The sequence below is a fragment of the Longitalea arenae genome (assembly GCF_016924755.1).
GTDB lineage: Bacteria > Bacteroidota > Bacteroidia > Chitinophagales > Chitinophagaceae > Niastella > Niastella arenae.
Genome location: NZ_JAFFJX010000023.1, coordinates 34,574 through 52,020 on the forward strand (window position 1 = coordinate 34,574; position 17,447 = coordinate 52,020).

12 protein-coding genes are annotated in these 17,447 nt (G+C 44.4%); 7 read left to right on the top strand and 5 right to left on the bottom strand.

Annotated features, from left to right (window positions below; genetic code table 11):
* Positions 1-122: 122 nt before the first annotated feature.
* Entirely contained in the window at positions 123-530 is a 408-nt protein-coding gene (locus JT717_RS26130; RefSeq protein ID WP_205514166.1) for a nuclear transport factor 2 family protein, read from the bottom strand.
* A 633-nt stretch (positions 531-1,163) separates the two neighbouring features.
* Between JT717_RS26130 and JT717_RS26135 the strand changes: the two genes are divergently transcribed.
* On the top strand, positions 1,164-1,592 hold the full coding sequence (locus JT717_RS26135; RefSeq protein ID WP_205514167.1) for a response regulator: 429 nt from the start codon (positions 1,164-1,166) through the stop codon (positions 1,590-1,592).
* On the opposite strand, the gene JT717_RS26140 is transcribed toward JT717_RS26135, so the two are convergent.
* Positions 1,589-2,560 carry a Gfo/Idh/MocA family protein gene (locus JT717_RS26140; protein WP_205514168.1) on the bottom strand — a complete coding sequence of 324 codons (972 nt, stop codon included), beginning with the start codon at positions 2,558-2,560 and terminating at the stop codon, positions 1,589-1,591. The genes JT717_RS26135 and JT717_RS26140 overlap by 4 nt on opposite strands.
* Before the next feature lie 3,052 nt (positions 2,561-5,612).
* Positions 5,613-6,512, bottom strand: a complete 900-nt coding sequence (locus JT717_RS26145) for a FimB/Mfa2 family fimbrial subunit (RefSeq protein WP_205514169.1) — start codon at positions 6,510-6,512, stop codon at positions 5,613-5,615.
* Between the two features lie 428 nt (positions 6,513-6,940).
* On the opposite strand from JT717_RS26145, the gene tssD reads away from it, so the two are divergent.
* The 6 genes from tssD (at position 6,941) to JT717_RS26175 (ending at position 12,789) form a co-directional block, all read left to right on the top strand.
* Complete coding sequence (gene tssD / locus JT717_RS26150) at positions 6,941-7,336, top strand: type VI secretion system tube protein TssD (protein ID WP_205514170.1); 396 nt, start codon at positions 6,941-6,943, stop codon at positions 7,334-7,336.
* 17 nt (positions 7,337-7,353) lie between these two features.
* Positions 7,354-9,021 (top strand): type VI secretion system Vgr family protein, encoded by a 1,668-nt coding sequence (locus tag JT717_RS26155; RefSeq protein ID WP_205514171.1) that lies wholly within the window; start codon positions 7,354-7,356, stop codon positions 9,019-9,021.
* Positions 9,022-9,096: 75 nt separating this feature from the next.
* Complete coding sequence (locus tag JT717_RS26160) at positions 9,097-9,894, top strand: M35 family metallo-endopeptidase (protein WP_240348441.1); 798 nt, start codon at positions 9,097-9,099, stop codon at positions 9,892-9,894.
* Between the two features lie 17 nt (positions 9,895-9,911).
* Positions 9,912-10,313, top strand: coding sequence for a hypothetical protein (locus JT717_RS26165; protein ID WP_205514173.1), 402 nt, complete (start codon positions 9,912-9,914; stop codon positions 10,311-10,313).
* 1,189 nt (positions 10,314-11,502) lie between these two features.
* Positions 11,503-12,282 (top strand): non-homologous end joining protein Ku, encoded by a 780-nt coding sequence (gene ku / locus JT717_RS26170; protein ID WP_205514175.1) that lies wholly within the window; start codon positions 11,503-11,505, stop codon positions 12,280-12,282.
* A gap of 228 nt (positions 12,283-12,510) precedes the next feature.
* Positions 12,511-12,789: a hypothetical protein gene (locus tag JT717_RS26175; RefSeq protein WP_205514177.1), complete on the top strand. Its 279-nt coding sequence runs from the start codon at positions 12,511-12,513 to the stop codon at positions 12,787-12,789.
* On the opposite strand, the gene JT717_RS26180 is transcribed toward JT717_RS26175, so the two are convergent.
* Positions 12,790-14,157, bottom strand: a complete 1,368-nt coding sequence (locus JT717_RS26180) for a RagB/SusD family nutrient uptake outer membrane protein (RefSeq protein WP_205514179.1) — start codon at positions 14,155-14,157, stop codon at positions 12,790-12,792.
* Between the two features lie 32 nt (positions 14,158-14,189).
* A complete protein-coding gene (locus tag JT717_RS26185) occupies positions 14,190-17,390 on the bottom strand; it encodes a TonB-dependent receptor plug domain-containing protein (RefSeq protein WP_205514181.1) in 3,201 nt (1,066 codons plus the stop codon).
* Positions 17,391-17,447: the final 57 nt, after the last annotated feature.

Here is a 17,447-nt window from a genome sequence, read left to right on the forward strand (position 1 = left end):
ATGATGTGATAATGTGATAATGAAATACACAAATACCAATGCAAGTGGCAATTCCCATTTAAAGCATGTACAGGTGTTAGCATTGTGCCTTTTCATTATCACACCATCGAATTATCGAATTATCACATTGTCATCGCGCGAACACATGCCAGCGTATCATAGCAATCGCGGAAATGAACGCACTGGCCTTCTTCGTTGAATTCATAGATCATGGCCCAGGTAGATGAAAAACGTTTATTGGTAGTAAGCGCCATGGCGGTATAATGACCGGTAGCCACCACCAGGTTCCCATTTTCCAAAATATGTTCCGGTGTCATTTCTGTGATGTCAAGCGTATTGGCCAGCTTGCCAAAGAATTCTTTGATGTCTTCCCGGCCATGATAAATGCCGGCAAAAGGAATATCGGGTTGCCCCATGACCTCCCAGATGCAGTCGTTGCTCAGGTTACTTAAGATCATTTCGAGGTCGCGCCGGTTGAAAGCATCATACAATTGACTTACTTTCTGACCATGGTGAACTAATGTTTCCATAAACAGTAATTTTTGAGGTGAATAAATGGCTTTAGAACCTTTCAAAGGAGGAAGATCGATCTTTCAACGAAATAGATTAACTGTCTTGCTGGGGGTAAGCCTGTTCATAAAGTGCGAAGCGATCAGTGGGATAAGTGGTAAAAAGGATGGGATCAGAATAAGGATAATTTTTAAAAGCGCGTTTATAAATATACTACAATTGGAAGGCGATCGGTGTTAATACGCAGCCCTTTATTTTTTTGTGATCAAAATCAATTTCGTTCTGCTTACCATACATAAAGCTATTGATGAGCAATCGTGTGCGTACGTACATGAATTGAAGGTTTAACTTCAAATGCCGGGCTTTTCATACCGTAAAAAAACGGGATTTCGCACTTTATTTTGTTAAACATTTTTATATTTCAAGTATAAGATTTAATTTACTTCTTGATTGAGATTAACAACCCATAGACCACTTTTCATTATAGGATTAAGGTTCTCTCTCTGATTATTAGTATCCTGTACCGAATAAAGAAACCCTGTTATCGGAATGTTTTTGCTGTTAAGATGAAAAACCCGGATAGTGATTTCTTCTGTGTGTAATTACCTAGTGTATTTACCTGATTTGTATTGTTTACAGTTATTACAAAAAAGATGAGTCAAAAACCTTTTATTTTGATTGCTGATGATGACCAGGAGGACCGTTATTTGTTGCATACTGCTTTTGAAGAGATTGGCCGGTCGAACGATATTTACCTGGTCGAAAATGGGTTACAGGTCTTCAAATACCTCGATACTTCTATTGAACAGTCGGGCATGCCCTCATTGATAGTGCTTGATCTAAACATGCCGTTCTTAAACGGTATGGAAACACTTTCACGCTTAAAAGCCCACAATTTATACAAAAACATCCCTGTCATTATGTTCACTACCTCGGTGCATGAGGTAGAAAAAGCAAAATGCCTTGAAATCGGAGCGGTTGATTTCATCAAGAAACCGGCGCGCTTCCAGCAAACGATTTCAACGGCAAAATTTCTGCATGAATCAGCTATCGGCAGCCAGCAAACGGAACTGGAACGTTAGCGGCCTGCATTGGCGAACACGGCTTCAATCACTTTCATATTGTTGATCGCATCCTGTAAAGGAGTAGGCGCCGGCGTGTTATTGATGATCGCCTGCGCAAAGAGGTCGCCCTGCAGGGTATACTGATCGATGGGTTCAAACTCCATTTCTTCTGCGCCTTCCTTGGTATGCAGCCAAAGGCGGGTAGCCAGGTGGGGCGGTGCATTAAAGGGAATTTCTATTTCAACGCGGCCTTCTGTGCCCAGGATCTGCACGCGCTGGTAAGGCATCAGCTGGGTTGAACAGGTAAAGGTGGCGGTTCCGTTCACAAATTCAAGAATGCCCGAAGCCATGGTGTCTGTTAAGAGCACCGGGTCGATCGTAACATGGCCGATCACCCGAAGCGGTTCGCTGTTGAAGAGGAAGCGGGCCAGGGACACGCAATAACAGCCAATGTCCATCATACCGCCGCCGCCCAGGTCTTTTTGATTCCGGATATTATTGGGATCATCATTATAATAGGAGAAGAAGGAATGAACCGTTTTCAGCTGGCCGATGCGTGCTTCATCTACCAGTTCTTTGGCCAGCACCCATTGGGGGTGGAAGCGGTACATAAAAGCTTCCATCACTTTTATCGCCGGGTATTGCTGCGCTATTTTTAATAATTGCATGGCTTCTGCAGCCGTCAATGCGATCGGTTTTTCACAGAGCACATGTTTACCAGCCTGCATGGCTTTCACCGTCCACTCCACATGCAAATGATTCGGAAGGGGAATATAGATCGCGTCTACATTCGCATCGTTCAGTAATTCTTCGTAGGAGCCATACACCGTTGGGATCTGTAAGCGGTCGGCGCATTCCTGCGCCTGCGCTTTGTTGCGCGAGGCAATGGCTACCACCTCGCCATAGCGGCTGCGTTGCAGGGCTGGAATTACTTTCTCCCGGGCGATCTTGGCAGTGCTTAATATGCCCCAACGTATTTTGGTCATGATGAACGATGTTAAGTGAGTGCTCAAATATAAGGGAAACAAGTTGTATGGGTCAAAGTTCAGTGGAGTATTCAAAGACTGCAGTATTACCGGGTGCATCGATGTTGATGGGGGCGATGATGCCACAATTGTGCAGTCAATTCCACGACGATCTTTAGAACAAATAGCTAAGGAGAAGAAGAAGCGGAGATAAGTTGTTGTGTATTAAAGTACATCCGAGCTTGGCACTGTGATTGTATTCTAGGAAGTGTAGGATCGCTTGAACAACTGGGTTAAAAGAGGGGCTGGATGGACATCCGCCCCCGTTTTAATCCAAAAATACTCTTTGAAAAACTAATGTAACATAATTCAAATTACACGCCAATCGTATAATAAACTAACTTTTGTATATCTAATTCGCAGCAATGTGAATTAATTTCCTCAGCAGCGGGTAATTTTCTTCCTAATTATCATTTCTTCATTTCCTGCAAAGACCCGCTTTCGGCTTAACCCTGTTTATAATACAAGCACTTTCCTGTTCTCAACTAAGGGTGTCACCGTATTTTCCACATTGCCCTTGATCTCTTTTGCCTAACATCGGTTATCTATCACTTATAGATGCATAAAGTTTACAAAAAGATGCATGGCCCTCTAATTAAGAAACGTACCAAATAGGGTAAACCTTAAGAATTTTCGTAAACAGTTATGTTAATGTGGGCGGAAGCGCCATTGATGTTGTTCACGCACTGTTCTTACACCCTTCACATTTCATCGTTCTCAGTTCAAAGTTTACGAGTTGTTGAGGCAGACCTGCGTGGCAGTTGGCGGTTCGCAGTTGGCAGTTCTCAGTTCGAAGTTTCCGACTTGTTGCAGCAAACCCAAACGGCAGTTTCCAGTGGACAATTGGCATTTTCCCAGGCGGCAACCGGCAAATCCTTTCAACATAGGCTCACAATAGGCTTGAAAGTCCATAGAGGCCTTAGAGAAGCGAAACGGAGAGCGGAGGGCGTAACATGATAGGCGCAATTCTGTCCGCTGACGCGGAATGCAAGGCGATCCCTGAAGGGCTCAAACAGAAGGGTGGGAGTGAATGGCTCAAACTGTCCGTTGAAGTCCAGGACAGACGGCTGAAGGGCGCTGAAGCCTGACCGGAATGCTCAAAGAGGCGGCTGAGCCCAGAGAAAAGCTCAAAACTGTCCGCGGAAGGGCGCGCGAATGGTGGCACGATGGTCGATAAGTCAGGAAAACCGACCGCCGATACGAAGCGCCCAGCAGCGCTGAAGGCGGCGAGTGGTTTCAGGGACGGGTCGGTAAAGGGGTTGGAGTGCATTTCAGCCCGTTTTGAAGCCGAAAATGTTAAAGAAAAGTAAACAGTACGCAGATTTGAGCTGGTTTTGGTACCGTGTTTTTACGTTGGAAATCCGAGACATTTTGGGCTGAAACCCTTGTGCTACAAGGGTTTTGCAAATCTTCAGCAAGCTTTGCCATAATAAAACCGTGAAAAACCTGATTATGACTGCGCGGAAGCGCGCTGTACATTTGTGTCAACAAAGAACGGTAGCGAGGAAACAGAGAGAAAGAAAGAGCGGCGCTACCAGAAGCCAGGAGCTTCACCACAAAATTCGACTTACGTTTTTTTTCATATGGCAAGCAATCGTTAGAGGTCGGCTGTTTCTACAGTGGACCTTTTTTCTTTTATACCACCTAAGCCAACGCCCCCGAGCCGCACCCGGCCCGCAACCCCGGCCCCGCCCCCTAAAAGGGGGAGAAAACTTAAACCTCCAAAACCCCTAAAGCAGGAAAAGCTAAACCCAAATCATCCTAAAAGTGTCTTCAAAAATTCAACGATCCACTGCAGGGCTTTAAAAGTTCGATACCCAAGCCCCAAAACGGAATTAAAAAGATTACCTCCGTAGCCACTCATCGCTTTATAACATCAATAACCAGCCGGCTCAAGCACTCAATAACTGAATAATTCAACAACGAATAATAACCAGGAACTGAATACCAGGAACTGAATAACTCAATAACTGAATAACTCAGGAACTCGTTGGACTGAATAACTCAGGAACTGAATAACTCAACCGGATAATAGTTGTCTTCCTAAACAACTGACCAACTAGTTGACATATCAACGCAAGTTGCTTTCTTTTTTTCAAGTATATTAACTTTGTCAACCCACCCAACTACTCAATCGGCCGCCTGCTACAAAACTGCCGACCTTATTACCAGGTTAACAACTTAACTTAGTAATTCATCACAAAAAAGCCGCTGTATTTCACTATCAGCTATTTCAATTCTGTCAACTTTTCAACAAGTCAGGAAGTCAACAGTCAAGTCATCAATAAAAAAATTTATCCCCCATGCAACCATTTCAGCACTGCCTTATTTTTATCATCATGTTTGCGAATTAGAGCATTTTTTTTACCCTTTTTTCTTCGTTACAGATCATAATCGATTGTTGCTGTATTGCAGTACAGATGCGGGTTTTGCAGCTGCGGAACAGCGTTAGGCATAATAAACACGTGACAAAGAGGATTATGATGAAATGGAAACGCGCTGTACATTTGCTTCATCAAACAACGGTAACACAGAAGAAAAGAAAAAAGCGCGACGAGAGAGAGAAGCAGGAATAAGAAGATGAGAAGAGAAGTGATACAGTTGACAGGTTGACAAAGATGATACAGTGAAGATAGAAACATGGCTAAGAAAGAGTAGCAGAGAGAAGGTAAGGAAAGAAGCAAAGAGGAGCAAGTAAGAACCTGAGTGCAGCGCTGGAAACCGAAGCGGAAGCTTCACCCCAATTTGACTTAGATTTTTTTTCATATGGCAAGCAATCGTTAGAGGCCAGCTGTTTCTACAGTGGGCCTTTTTTTGTGACCATAACCGCAAGCGCAGCAGCAGGCTGCGAAACCCAAACCCAAATACGCTCTAACTCGTACGGCCAGCCAACACCCAAACCTGGTAATACCCCCGTTTATGAAATAGCGCTTTTTCCGATAGGGAGATGGTTCCCATAATAAGAAAGCGCTTTACGATTCCGTAAAGCGCTTAGAAAATCGTATAAATCAACTTAGTTGAGATTGATCACTGTGGAATCCGTGAAGGAGGTGTTTACCTTCAAATGGAAATCGCCCTGGGTGGTATCGGGCGCACCATATAAATAACCTTTAATGATGGTTTTTTTATTCGTCTCTACTTTGATATTGTTCTCAAAGGTTTTACTTTTTGATTGCCCTGTTACCTTGTCTTTATATAAAATATGTACCCACATCGTATAAGGACTGCCAAACAAGTATTCTTCAAAAGTGGTTTGATTCCGCCTTATGCCATAAACGTCTTTGCTGCCCATCGTTGTTCCAAGCGAGCTGAAAGAATAGTTGCCATTGATGGGGGCTACATACAGCTTAACCTCGCCATTCGGATGTGATGCCGGTAATGCATCATACAATTCCACTCTTAACAAACCGGTGATCCGGTTCAGGCTTACGTCCTGAGGATTAACACTGGGGGCGTCCGTTACCGTATCGATGAACTTTTTGAAAAATACATCGGGCATTGAACCCACTGTAGTTTGGTTTATTTGTTGGGGACCAAGATCAGCCCAGTTCAGGTTGGCGCCGCCGTTCCTGGCAACGGGCCCGTTGGACGCATATAACACAATAGTATAAGTTCCGGCGGGCAGCGAATCTTTTATAATGCCAAATCCGGTTTTGTTGTTGGCCGTATCCTGGTGAATAGAACTTTTTAGCAAATTATCGCTGCCATACGCGAAATAATACACGTCGGTAATTTTTGACAACGATGCATCGGTGGCTACACGCATGCTTTGCGTTTCTACTAAAAAATTGGTAACACTGAAACTTACCGGGTATCTGTTTTCAGGATTTGTTGGTATTTCGCCGGTAGAAGTGTTTTTTTTACAAGCAAACAGTACACTTGCCAGTAAGAGGGCAGGAACTAGTTTTTTCATGAAGGGGTACAAAGTTAATTAATAAAGTACTTAAGGTTAACAATGCAAGATACACCTAAAAAGCATAGGTCAAAAGCGCCCACATTCTTAATTTTCACAACTTATCCTGACCCTGACCTGGGATCGACGCCTTTGCAGAAAACCAGGAAGTTAACCCCAACTGGCAGGCTTCAGTAATTTAATTTACCTGTTTGAGTACTTATTATCACTGTTAATAAGCCATATAAAAAATTATATAATAACTATATCATGTAATCGAATAATGTAATATATTTGATCAAACATACACGCTGCGTTAAGCATCTCTGATTTTTGTTGCATCATCTACACACCTTCAGCAGGATCCAACCACTTCAGTGCATTTATATAAAATGATTATGCATGATCATGTCTTGCAGATAATCTTGTAACTGTTTAAAATACTTAGTATGTCATTTATTGCCAAACTGCAATTGCAGAATGAGGATGAGATCAGTGTGCTTAAATGTAGCTATCGTTTTTACCAGAATCTGGATCCGGGTGGAAGGGTAGCCACAGTACCATTAGGTGGCATCATTAACCTTACGCTGGTAAGTAGCAGCAATCCCAGTTTATTTGAGTGGATGATAGAAAAGCATCAAAAAAAGAACGGGACGATCACTTTTATCCGATACGATACCATGAGTAAGTTAAAAACCCTCGAGTTTGTGGATACCCTTTGCGTTGAGTTTCACGAAACTTTTGATCCAACTGCCGAACATCCAATGGTATTACAGTTGGTACTGAACGCTCATTATATTAAAATGGAAGGATTGATGTTTAAAAAGCATTGGGCGCCTTGTTAAGCAAACCACTTATTGTTATGGCACGAACAATTGAAACGATCATTAATATCAATGGAGTTATTATTAAGGATCAGTCAGCATTGCGTATTAGTCAGAGAATATATGAACACCATACATTTAGCTTTATTTGTCCACTAGAAGGAACGGATAAAACGGTGAACGATCTTTTAAAGGAGCCTCAGCAATTATTAGGTGTACCTATACATATAAAAGCCGTTTTGGCGAATGAAAGTCCACAAATAATGTTTTCAGGTGTGATAACGGAGGTAGAAGAGGCCAGCAATAATGAACATCCCTCGAACTTAATCATCAAAGGATATAGTCCAACAATACTGTTAGACAATGGGCGCCATTGCAAAGCATTTTCCAGGGGATCAATAAAGAGTATCTTCAGTGAAATGTTGGAGAATTATCAGTCCGCCGGATACTCCAGTTACATCAATCCATCTAATTCTGAAACCTTTCATTACCAGGTGCAATATAACGAAACAGACTGGCAGTTCATTAAACGGCTGGCCAGTAACTGGGGTGAATGGTTGTATTATGACGGACAAAGACTGGTTGTAAGCGCAGACAAGGGTAAAAAAGTGAAGCTAACGTATAAGGAACATTTATTTAAGTTTGGTTTGCAAATGCAATTGAAGCCGGCTGGATATAGTGTAAAGGCTTATAGTTATGTGGCAGGAAAAGTTTTTAATAGTGACATGCAAACGCAGGCGATAGTAAATCGAAATGAGCTGCAAGCCAATGTTTCGGTATTGAGCGAACAATTTTTTGGCAGCCCGAAGGAAACCTGGTACAACCGTTTTGTAAAGAACCTGAAACAGGTGAATGATTACCGGGATAACCAGGCCGCTATTCAACAAAGTGATATGGTACTGTTCACAGGCAGTAGTGATTTACCCGCTTTTCAGACAGGAGATATAATTGAAATAGATACCGGTGTCAAAAAAGGAGAGGATCAGCCGAACAGTGAATACAGGATTATGTCAATTGAGCATTGTTGGGATGATGCAGGAAATTATTTCAATGAATTTGTAGCAGTGCCGTTAACAGAAAATGGTCCGCCTTTCCGGCCGATACCAGAACCCTATTGTGAAGCACAGCCGGCGATAGTAGTAACAAATTATGACCAGGAAGGCTTGGGGCGAATAGCGGTAAGATTTCACTGGATGGAAGAGAAGGATAAAACACCCTTGTTACGTGTAGTCCTGCCTTATGCGGGAAATGGAAATGGTTTTTTCGTGATGCCGGAAATAGGAGATGAAGTGATGGTTGCTTTTGTCGGTGGCCAGGCCAGCCAGCCTTATGTAATCGGCGCGGTTTATAATGCCAATGCTAAAACGCCATTTGGCAATGAAGGCAATGATGTAAAAGCGATACAATCACGAAGCGGGATCCAGGTAATAATGAATGATGAGCAGGGAAGTATTGTTCTGCAAGATAAGCAGGCAAATAGCGTACATCTGAATGGACAAGGTGTCATTAAAGTGAAAGCAAAGGAGAATATAATGCTTGAGGTTGGGGATACTAAATTTGAATTAAGTAAAGACAGCATCCGGATATCTTCGTCGGAAATAAAGCTCGAAGCCAGGGACGAATTGAAGATCACCAGTGCAGCGAGTGCGAATATTAATGCGGCGAAGAATATGGATATAAAAGGTGCAAAGATCAATCTTAACTAGAATATTCAATGGTTTGTAAATTTCAATAGAGTGGGTAAGCCGGCAGCAAGGGTAGGAGATAAACATGTATGTTTGATGGTATCGCCAGGTGGCGTGCCACACGAGGGCGGACCTGTTATAGGTCCGGGTTGCTCTACTGTTTTAATAGAAGGTATGTCGGCAGCGGTGGCTGGTGATACCTGTACTTGTGTAGGGGCATTGGATACCATACTGTCAGGATCGGCCAGCGTCTTCATTGGCGGGAAGCCTGCGGCCCGTAAAGGTGATAAATGTGCGCATGGAGGTGCTGTGTCATTTGGAAGTGGTACTGTTTTCATTGGAGGAAGGATGATCAGTATAAGGATTGAAATTGAAAGCGAGGAGTTTGTTGAACCGTCGGAAGAGGAAAAGGCTCGATTGATAGAGCAGGCGATTAAAGATTGTATTGTATTGCTGGAAAGAAAGCTGGTGTTGATGGAGAATAACGATCCTGCTACGATGGCTGCGTTTAAGAAATGGTTTGGCCGTGATGATGAGGAGGCGGTGGAAAAAATATTGACAATGACAAGGAGGGCTTTGAAGGTGGGTAGAACCTTAACGATCGATAACTTTTCCGTAATTATAAATGAAAAGAACAGGATGAACGAATATGCCAATTCTTATCCCGAGGATCCTGATTACAGTATATTGCTTGGTGATCGGTTTTGGGAAGATGAGATATCTAATGAAAAAACGAAGGCAAGTATAATTATTCATGAGTTATCGCATTTTAAAGCGATAGGGGCTACCGAAGATGTAATATATGGCCAAGAGCGTTGTTTAAAATTGGCGAGTACTCATTCGCATTTGGCTTGTAAAAATGCTGAATCCTATGAATATTTTATTATCACCTGAAGCTAAGAAGTCTAATTATGGATGAAAATTTACTAAATATTGAATTAAATATTGAAAAGAATGAGAGCTTGTTGGTGGCTCATTTGGTGTTTTCCAATAGTTCAAGTGATGAGATTTATTTGGACAGCCAGACCATATGCGCAGATTCAAAAACTCATAGAAACGTTTTCAAAGTTTTAGATGAAAAGAACAATGAAATTGATTATGTAGGAAGATTTGTAAATAGACAGGTTAGGCGTGAGGACTTTATTCCACTTAAAGGAGGACAAAAAATTAAGACGGACGTGGTACTAAATGATGTATATAAGGTTCTTAGAGGGCACAGGTATTTTGTTCAATATTCAGTATTCCATCCAACGTATATGGAGGACGCAGAGTTCACTATACTCGAATCCAATATTGTTGAAGTCTTTTATTAATGGGCAAACAAGCAGCCAGAATAGGACATAACCACTCTTGTCCGATGGTGACACCTGTCACACCACCAGTGCAGTAGTTCCAAAACTACCGCTGCCATAATCCTGCAACCGCTGATCTACATTTTGTTGCCCGGCTCTTAGGCACAATATCCTCGATTCCACGCCGATAAACAGCCACTTAACGCAAGACTTGATGGAAACTACTAGCGACTTCGAGAATACCTTTAAGCCTTCACTCAGTCGCCAAGTGTTAGTTTCAGAAAATCGAGATCAATAAAGGAAGGTAAACTGAGCACAGCCGGCCTGTCTCATTGATTATTCAGAAAGGAGCAAAAATTTAATGAGCAGTATGTTCCGGAATAATTCGGGAAACTGCACGGCTACTTAATAACCGGTTTTTCTGCTACTGGGAAGAACTGGTTGTTTTTTATGATTTGTCGACCGGTTCTAATGAGACGTGGGATCGTGTAAAAATATCTACTAATCCACACTATAAATTATTACAGATTTTACTGTGTAGCTAATACCATTCAATTAGACACCCGGGTACCAAAATTGCAACTATTCTATCCCGCATTCATTCTGAAAGTATTTTCTGAAATATTAAGATAGGAAGGTTTGAGGGGGATTATAAAACGATTGCGCGCTTATGAGTAAATATTATCCGGCTTCTCCATTTCAGCCGTTTCAAAGTTTTCCTATAGCAACCTGCCACTGGGTTGTCTTGAATGAAGATTCTTACAGCAACAATACTTCCTGCAAGCCAAATTATTATACAACCATTAATTATTTAAAATCCGGCGAAGGCTAATGCCGCCGGTACCGGGTCGTCCGTTCTCTGCTCGGGTCTGGGCCTCAAGGGTCCTGCCATGAGGCAGGCGGTATTGCCACCTGGTGAGTTGAATCACCTCAATATCCTGGGATCGTTAAAAGATATGCCACATCTGTTCAGGCCGCCCTGCGGCAGAATGGTGTGGCATTCTTGCTTACGGGCGTAGTTTGGCTCAATTTCTGAACTATCTTTGGCCTGGAATTGTTCTCAACATGGGTTGCCACCATGCATCCGTTCCTCTTGCGTACCTCCCGGCTATTTGTAATGCGTTTTTCTACAAGGCCATTGGCCTATAAAACTTATCTTTTGAACCGGTAGCAGCCGTACCCTCACCATTAAAATTTAAAAAGTGTAATTATGCGTGCGATGTGGAAAGGGTCGATCGGGTTCGGCCTGGTAAACATTCCGGTGCGAATGTATGTCGCTACCGAAGAAAGCTCCATCCCTTTTGTGCAGCTCGATAAGAAAACCCATAGCCGGGTGCGCTACAAAAAAGTAAGCGAATCCACCGGCAAGGAACTTTTCCAGGAAGACATCGTGCGCGCCTACCAAATGGGCGATGATTATGTGATCGTAGATGATGCCGACTTTGAAAAAGCCGCCCCCGAAAAGATTGACCACCTCGAGATCACCCAGTTCATCAATGAAAAAGAAATAGACGCCGTCTACTACGAAAAGCCCTATTACCTTGAGCCCGATAAAATGGGCGCCAAAGCTTACGTCCTGCTCCGGGACGCCCTCAAAAAAGAGAACAAGGCGGCCCTCGGCCCCTTGGTATACCATAACAAAGAATGGATCTGCCTCATAAAACCCTTGCGTAAAGTGCTGGTGATGCACCGGCTGCGTTTTACCGATGAAATAAGAAGCGACGCCGGTATCGTAGTGCCCGATACCACCATTAAACCCGAAGAACTGAAAATGGCCAGCATGCTGGTAGGGCAGCTCACCAAACCCTTTAAACCCGAAGAATACCGGGATACCTACTCAGAAAAATTAATGAAGGTCATTGAAGCCAAGGCCAAAGGCAAACCAACCGCCAAACCGTTGAAGGTAGCACACAATGCCACCACCACTGACCTCATGGAAAAATTAAAAGCAAGTATTGCTGCAAAATCAACCACCAAAAAGGCATCTTAGTCTTTGATATACATTCCAGAAAAGGAAAGCACATATTATAATTTGTAGGGTATTTGTTATCATAACGAATACACATTTTTAATTCCCGCTTTTGTCAAGGGGCCTATACAATTGTTTGTATATAATAAGCGCATTCAACAAAGCCCGGGCTTTTTTGCTTTCCGTTCTCCTGGCTACATACTTACAGCATTATTTATTATTTATTTCTCAATCCTAAACTGGTTTTTTATGCTAAAAATCAAAGTATGCCTTATTGCTGCCGCCATTGCCGGCGGCGTCTTCGGCGCTATTGCGCACAGAGCTCCAAACTCCTGCGAAGGACAACCCCAGTATTATCGTGTTGGTAATTCCTATTTTCCGGCCGGGGACTATGGGGTTCACTTTACCTGCCAGGCAGGCGGCGGTACCTGCACCTGGTATAAACCCAATCCTTTCAATCCCAGCAGCTGGGCGCCCTGTCGCACCGGCGCCTTTTCCTGGTTGATCAATACGCCGGGTAAAAAATAGCTAGCGCGGATTTTGTTCTATGTCATTGTTAAAGGCAATCACATCGGGTGGTATGGGGAACACATACCGTGGGTCGTTCGGGGGCAGGGTATATAGTTGCTGCCGGTACTTCCGTTGTAAGGTAATGCTTGCATTTCCCTTGTTCAGGCGGCGGATATCAGCCCAGCGAAGCCCGCGGAAGATCAGCTCCTTGCGGCGCTCCATTAATACCAGCGCTAAAACTTCAGCGGGCGTGTTTACCGGGGGCGGGGTATAGGCGCCGTTTTTCCATCTGCTCTTCAGTAAGGTAACAAGGTCTTCCAAAGCCCCGGCTGCGTCCTGCAGCCGGGCTTTACATTCTGCCCGTATCAACAAAACTTCATCTACCGCCAGGCCGCTGAAAGGGAAATTGTAACCACTGTAACTATACTTGCTTATCGGATGGCCGGTATTGTCAATGGTAAAGAAGAGCTGCTTGCGTAAATCTGCTGCAGCATAAGACCGGTATAAAAGAGAATCGATATAACAGTTACCTGAATGCAACATCGTGGCGCCGGAATACAGGTTGCTTTGGTACAACACTTCTTCGTTGTTGCGGCTAAAAGGGTCTATCACGGAAGTATCGATGCTGTTATAATCCAGCAATTTTGTATACAATGAGAGGCTGCTGTCTGCATATAACAAGGCACCGGCGTAATCTCTCATGCTTAAATATACCCTGGCCAGCAAGGCATAGGCTGCTGGTGCTGAAGGCCTGTTCTTGCGTAGCGGATCCGGCATGGCGGGCAACAAATGGGCTGCCTCTTTCAGATCATTCGTTATTTGATCATAGGTGGCGCCCAGGGTCGCCCGCCGGATCTGCTCGAAAGGATCAGCTGTCAGGCGCAATGGAATACCCGGGCCGCCTGCACTGGTTACATCATACAGGTTGGCAAACTGCAGGACCAGGTTGTAAAAGGCATAACTCCTGATAAAGAGTGCAGCGCCTCGAAGCTGGCTGATCAATTGCGGTTTGTCGGCCAGCAGATCGGGCAAAGCATCAAGCACAGAGTTGGCATAATACACTTGTTTATAGGGTTGGTTCCAGTCTTCTACGGGTGCATTGTCTTCGAAGATCTCCCGTTGCCAGAGGTAGGCATTCCGTTCCACCGGGTAAAACTGGCCGGAATCAACAATATAGAAATTGTCGGCGGAGATCTCCGGTAAGGCCGGAGTCTCGCGCATCACGATCATGTTGTCGAGCAAAGCCTGGACATCTTCGATACTATTCAGGAGGTCTAAACTACTGTCCGGAACTCTTTCCAGTGCAGCTTGTTTAGTACAGGCAATGGATAGCATCAGCAATGCGACAGGCAGGATGGTTAAACGGTTAACGGGTTTCTTATACATAACATGGGCTTTATTGCTGAAAAATAATAACACTACTTAAAAGTTCCCCTAAAGCCAATTGTATACAGCACCGGTTGGCGGTAACCGCTCAGCTGGTCGGGGTCGATACCCCATTTGTTGGCCCGCCAGATAATACCCGGGTTGCTGCAGTTAAGATATATATTGGCCAAACGCAGGCGACCTTTTTTCAAGGCCCGGCCTTCCAGGTCATAGCTCAAATGAATATTCTGCAGCCGCAGGTGATCGGCCTTTTCAACAAGTACACTTGAAAAGTTATAGAATATGTCCCTGTTGTGATCCGGTTCAACCGATACCGGTATGGAAGGTACGGTGGTGGTCTTTTCATCACCGGGCTGCTGCCAGCGGCGGCTAAAATCAGCAGATCCGGCCGGCACGCCCTGGTAGAGGTCATAATAATTGATGCTTTGCCTTCTGAAATAATAGTTCAGTTTGTAGGAGACCGTTATCGATAGGTTCCACTGTTTGAAATTGAAATCATTGGTAATACTCCCGAATATTGGTGGGGTGGCGCGGCCATGATAGGTGAGGCTGCTGCTGCCACGGGCCATGATCATATCTATATATTGAGTACCTTTTTCACCGAGGGGATCACCATGCTGGTCGAGCCCTTTAAAGGGAAAACTGAACAGGCCATAGAGGGGCTTGCCTTTTACTGTTGTAAAATAATTCGGATCACAATACTTCCAGGCCGCCAGCAGGGTATCATCTGTATACGTTATTTTTTCCTGCATGATACTCATCATAAAGCTGGTGCGCCAGCTGAATTGCCGCAAAACGTTCTTGCTTTCAATAACGATATCAAAATTACGTGATGAGAGGGCGGCTACGTTGCCAGTAAGATCAGTGCCCAGGGTTGGGTCGAGGTCGTTATAACCAACCAGGTAGCGGGATGATTTCCGATACCAGTTCAGGCTGAGTTCGACACGGTCATTAACCGTCCTGAGATTTACGCCGAGGTTAAGATTGCGTACCCTTTCCCAGCGCAGGGTATTTTGGGTTGGATTAGTTAGAAAGGCATAAGGATCGCCATTGTCATTTTTACCGCTATAACTGATGGTTCGCCATGCAAAAGCATCGTAAGGCGGATTGCCGGTACTGCCATAAGTAGCGCTTAGCCGCACAAAGGGCAACCAGTTGCTGTGGTAAAAACGTTCGGAACTTAACTGCCAGGCAACGCCCACGGACATGAGGGGTGAGAACTGGTTATTGATCCGGCGGGCAAATAAATTGGAGCGTTCCTGCCGGGCACTGGCCGTGAGATCATATTTTTCCCGCCAACGAAAAAAAGCATTCAGATAAGCTGAAGCATATGTGTGATATAAAGACCGGGATAATTGCGGGGAAGGTATAGCTAATCTGAGTCCCTGGAAATAGTACATCGGGTAAAGGGTGGTATCGTTGACATCCGTTTGGCCTTTGCCGCTTGCTTCGTTATAGTCGTAGATGCGTTCACGCGAGTACATTTCTTCATTGACGATGCGGTCTTTACCGGCCATCAGCACCAGGAGCTTGTTGCTCCATTTTTTGCTGTAGCTGAACTGCAGGCGCATATTGGTGGAAGCATATTTTGTTTTGTACCGTTCGGCAATATCGCCTTCAGGAATGGGTTGCAATACAGTACCTGGTTGTAGTTGCGAATAACTGTTCACCAGGTCACGGGTAAAAAAACTTTGTTCATCCTGCACCTCCTTGAGCTGGTTACGGGCTGCCTGATGTTGAAAATAAGCATTCATCATAAGTCCCGGTACTATTTTGCCCGCATCCCATTTCAGCGCCAGATTATACCTGTAGTCGTTTTCAGTAACCAGGTGATTGCGCAGACGGAACTCCCGCAATGGATAATATCTCCAATCCAGCAGCCTGCCTTTTCCGGCCGTATCAATATAGCTGTAACGGTATTTATAGGGCATGGCCACCTCCATATTATTATTGTCTAACAGCATTTGATAAGGCAGCATTGATTCGGGAACACCGTTCATATTCTTTTGCAGGTGCTGGGCCAATGAAACACTTGTGGAGATTTCCAGGGCTCTGAATTTAGTATTGAATTTGAACAGGGCGGTGGTTCGTTCTTCGCGGCTCAATTGCCATTCGGGATGAATACGGTCATAGCCTGTAGAGATATAGTAGTTATAGGCCTTGCTGCCTCCTTCCATTTGAATAAAATAATGCTGGCGCAGGCTGGGGCGGTAAAAATATTTTTTCAGATCATGGCGGTTATCGAGGCTGGCCAGGGAATCCAAAAAAGCCAGTCTTTGCGCATCCGGAAGATGCTTGTATAATGCTTCGACCACCTGCGACAGAGGTGGACGTGTAGGAAATCGAAGCAGTTGATCAAAATATTTGCTCCGGAATACAGTAGTATCGAAGATAATGTGATCAGCGGCGCTCATCCGGCCTGTTGTAAAAAGTGCAGGTCTGGCCGCAAGGCTAATGGAAGTATTGAAGGATACGCGGAACCGGTCGATATATTGCGAAGACCTCGTTTTTATGATCACGACGCCGGAAGCCGCCCGGCTGCCCCATAAAGAAAGGGCCGACGCGTCGCGTAAAACGCTGATATCTAAAATGTCATCCGGATTGATATTAATGAGATTGCCTTGCAGGGGAAAATGATCAACAACGATCAATGGGTTGGGGTTTAACATACTGGTTCGGGCGCCCACGGAGAACCAGCTGGGCTGGTTTAAATAAGGCGTTTTGGGGGTAAGCAGCAAACCGGGTACAATGCTTTCCAGGCGATGCACTGCATTTATTGCTACCCGTTGTTGAAACTGCTCCTGGTTTACGGAGAAATCGGAGCCTGCATTGCGGTTTTTTCTAAATTGCTGGTAGCCGGTATTGATGATCACCTGGGGCACATTGGGGACGATCTTTTCTTCCACCCGGATGAGGATGTCCCGTACATGCCGCACCCGGAAACTATCTGTTCTTATATGATCGCCATACAATAACAACACGGTATTCTGGTTCAATACCTTAAAATAGAACAAACCTTTTGAGTTCGTATAAGTAGAGATGCCTGTTCGCATGTTGGCGACAGTTACGTCCGGAACGGGTTCACCCAATTGATTGATCACTTTGCCACTTTTAGTACCAGGCGCTGCTTTCCCTTGATATTTTTCAACCATAGAGGGAACTGGTTGGGCATGGATCACGGAGCTCAATAACAAGGCCGTACAAAAAAAGGCCAGGAAATGGAATTGTCCCATGTAGCATTTCATTTTAAAATCGGGAATCTATGCGGCTGGAAGTGGATCTGCTAAAGG

Coding starts and splice junctions, on each gene's coding strand:
- JT717_RS26180 (WP_205514179.1), bottom strand. CDS start 14,157: ATGTATAAGAAACCCGTTAACCGTTTAACCATCCTGCCTGTCGCATTG.
- JT717_RS26135 (WP_205514167.1), top strand. CDS start 1,164: ATGAGTCAAAAACCTTTTATTTTGATTGCTGATGATGACCAGGAGGAC.
- tssD (WP_205514170.1), top strand. CDS start 6,941: ATGTCATTTATTGCCAAACTGCAATTGCAGAATGAGGATGAGATCAGT.
- JT717_RS26160 (WP_240348441.1), top strand. CDS start 9,097: ATGGTATCGCCAGGTGGCGTGCCACACGAGGGCGGACCTGTTATAGGT.
- JT717_RS26175 (WP_205514177.1), top strand. CDS start 12,511: ATGCTAAAAATCAAAGTATGCCTTATTGCTGCCGCCATTGCCGGCGGC.
- JT717_RS26185 (WP_205514181.1), bottom strand. CDS start 17,390: ATGGGACAATTCCATTTCCTGGCCTTTTTTTGTACGGCCTTGTTATTG.
- JT717_RS26165 (WP_205514173.1), top strand. CDS start 9,912: ATGGATGAAAATTTACTAAATATTGAATTAAATATTGAAAAGAATGAG.
- JT717_RS26140 (WP_205514168.1), bottom strand. CDS start 2,560: ATGACCAAAATACGTTGGGGCATATTAAGCACTGCCAAGATCGCCCGG.
- JT717_RS26145 (WP_205514169.1), bottom strand. CDS start 6,512: ATGAAAAAACTAGTTCCTGCCCTCTTACTGGCAAGTGTACTGTTTGCT.
- JT717_RS26155 (WP_205514171.1), top strand. CDS start 7,354: ATGGCACGAACAATTGAAACGATCATTAATATCAATGGAGTTATTATT.
- ku (WP_205514175.1), top strand. CDS start 11,503: ATGCGTGCGATGTGGAAAGGGTCGATCGGGTTCGGCCTGGTAAACATT.
- JT717_RS26130 (WP_205514166.1), bottom strand. CDS start 530: ATGGAAACATTAGTTCACCATGGTCAGAAAGTAAGTCAATTGTATGAT.